2 protein-coding genes are annotated in these 2,781 nt (G+C 44.8%); both read left to right on the top strand.

Features of this window, described 5'->3' with window-relative positions; all coding sequences use genetic code 11:
* Positions 1–128 precede the first annotated feature (128 nt).
* On the top strand, positions 129–398 hold the full coding sequence (gene rpsO, locus A3739_RS19575) for a 30S ribosomal protein S15 (RefSeq protein ID WP_068478048.1): 270 nt from the start codon (positions 129–131) through the stop codon (positions 396–398).
* A gap of 361 nt (positions 399–759) precedes the next feature.
* Positions 760–2,781, top strand: a 2,022-nt coding sequence (gene pnp, locus A3739_RS19570; RefSeq protein WP_068502517.1) for a polyribonucleotide nucleotidyltransferase, incomplete at its 3' end; no start/stop codon positions are given.

Raw genomic sequence — 2,781 nt, 5'->3', positions numbered from 1 at the left:
ATCAGTGGGAACTGCAAGCAAAACGGCTGATTAACTTTACGCCTGTGTCGTAAAGGAAAAACGATGTACGACTTACTGTACGTATGCGCGGTAAGTGGTTTTTAAACAAGCATATTGAGGAAAATATCATGGCATTAAGCGCAGCAGAAAAAGCAGCAATTCTTAAAGACTACCAACAATCTGAAGGCGACACTGGTTCTCCTGAAGTTCAAGTTGCATTGTTGACTCATAACATCAACAAGCTTCAAGGTCACTTCAAAGGTAACAAGCAAGATCACCACTCACGTCGTGGTTTGATTCGCATGGTTAACCAACGTCGTAAGCTTCTTGATTACTTGAAAGGCAAAGATGCAGATCGTTACCTTTCTTTGATCGGTCGTCTAGGTCTACGTCGCTAATCTCGAATTAGCAGCGAGACAAACAAGGGTAAATGGTTACAAGAACCAACTCCCAAGTTTAGTTGTAGTACCGGAGCGCTTTAGGGCCCTCCGGTATTTTCGTTTTTAAGACAATCGTAATTCTATTGTTATGCGATTGATCTATTGTAAGTACGTGATTTTGTAGGTGTCTAAAACGAGCACCAGTGCATTAAAAATCAAAACACGAATAGGGTAGCTTCATAGGTTTGCAGTAAAGTTTTATAGCTGAGTGCTTTAGAAAATTTGCGTTTACGTTATTTTTCTAAAGTATTGAGCATAAAGCTTTAGTTGTAGTGATCGATGAGGCGTTCTTTTTATATTTAAAAGTAAAGGAGCCGATGTGAATCCGGTAACTAAACAATTTCAATACGGTAACTCTACCGTTACGCTAGAAACTGGTCGTATTGCACGTCAAGCCGCAGGTGCGGTGATGGTAACGGTTGACGATACTTCTGTATTGGTAGCAGTGACTGCTTCAAAAGAAGCAAAGCCAGGTCAAGATTTCTTCCCGCTTTCAGTTCACTACCAAGAGCGCCAATACTCAGTTGGTAAAATTCCTGGTGGTTATATCAAGCGTGAAAATCGTCCAAGCGAGAAAGAAACACTAACTTCGCGTTTGATCGACCGTCCAATTCGCCCACTTTTCCCAAATGGTTTCGTGAACGAAGTTCAGGTTGTATGTCAGGTTATGTCTGCGAACAAAACGCAAGACCCTGATATTGCAGCAATGATTGGTACGTCTGCAGCGCTTGCTGTTTCTGGCGTTCCTTTTGCTGGTCCTATCGGTGCAGCACGTGTTGCGTTCACTGATGAAAATGGCTACTCACTTAACCCAACTAACGAAGAGCTAAAAGACTCTTTACTAGACATGGTTGTAGCGGGTACGAAAGACGCAGTATTGATGGTTGAGTCAGAAGCAAAAGAGCTTACTGAAGACGAGATGCTTGGTGCGGTTCTATTCGCTCACCAAGAAATGCAAACAGTGATCAACGCTGTATCAGAATTCGCAGCTGAAGTTGGTACTGAGCAGTGGGAATGGTCAGCACCAGAAGTTAACATTGTACTAGCAGACGCGATCAAAACGCAGTTTGCTGAAGGCATTACTGCTGCATACAGCACAAGTGACAAAATGGCGCGTTACGGCGCATTGGGCGAGCTTCGTAACCAAGCAGTTGCAGCGATTGCAACAGGTGAAGAAGGCGCAGCAAGCGAAGAAGACGTTAAGGCTTACTTCAGCAAGCTAGAGAAGCAAATCGTTCGTGGTCGTATCATTGCGAAAGAGCCGCGTATCGATGGTCGTAACAATGAAACAGTTCGTCCAATTTCTGTTGAAGTTGGCGTACTTCCAAATGCACACGGTTCTGCATTGTTTACTCGTGGTGAAACGCAAGCAATCGTTGCGACTACGCTTGGTACTACGCGTGACGCACAAATCGTTGACACACTTGAAGGCGATACTAAAGAGCACTTCATGTTGCACTACAACTTCCCTCCTTACTCAGTAGGTGAGTGTGGTCGTATGGGCGCACCAGGTCGTCGTGAGATTGGTCACGGTCGTCTTGCTAAGCGTGGTGTTCAAGCGCTTATGCCAAACGAAGAGGAGTTCCCATATGCAGTACGTGTTGTTTCAGAAATCACTGAATCAAACGGTTCAAGTTCTATGGCTTCTGTTTGTGGTTCAAGCTTGGCATTGATGGATGCAGGTGTTCCACTTGCAGCACCAGTTGCTGGCATCGCAATGGGTCTTGTTAAAGAAGGCGACGGTTTCGCAGTTCTGACCGACATCCTTGGTGACGAAGACCACCTAGGCGACATGGACTTTAAAGTAGCGGGTACTGACGAAGGTATCACAGCGCTTCAAATGGATATCAAGATCGAAGGTATCAACGAAGAGATCATGACGATTGCGCTTAAACAAGCTCAAGATGCTCGTTTGTTCATCCTTGAAGAAATGAACAAAGTCATCGAGAACCCTCGTGAGTCTGTTTCTGATAAAGCACCTGCGATGCACAACATGTCTGTTCACCCAGACAAGATCCGTGACGTAATCGGTAAAGGTGGTGCGACTATCCGTTCAATCACAGAGCAAACTGGTGCATCTGTTGATATCGAAGACGACGGTTCAATCCGCGTTTACGCTGAAAACAACGAAGCAGCGCAAGCAGCAATCAATATGATCGTAGCGATTACTGCAGAAGCAGAAGTTGGCCAAACTTACGAAGGTAAGGTTGAGCGTATCGTAGACTTCGGTGCATTCGTTAATATCTTGCCAGGTAAAGACGGCTTGGTTCATATCTCTCAAATCTCTGAAGAGCGTATTGAGAATGTGGCTGACGTACTTTCTGAAGGTCAGATGGTTAAA

The sequence above is a fragment of the Oleiphilus sp. HI0067 genome (genome assembly GCF_001635735.1).
Note: the sequence above shows the minus strand (reverse complement) of the source record. Positions and strands in the feature narration are given on the sequence as shown.

Coding starts and splice junctions, on each gene's coding strand:
- rpsO (WP_068478048.1), top strand. CDS start 129: ATGGCATTAAGCGCAGCAGAAAAAGCAGCAATTCTTAAAGACTACCAA.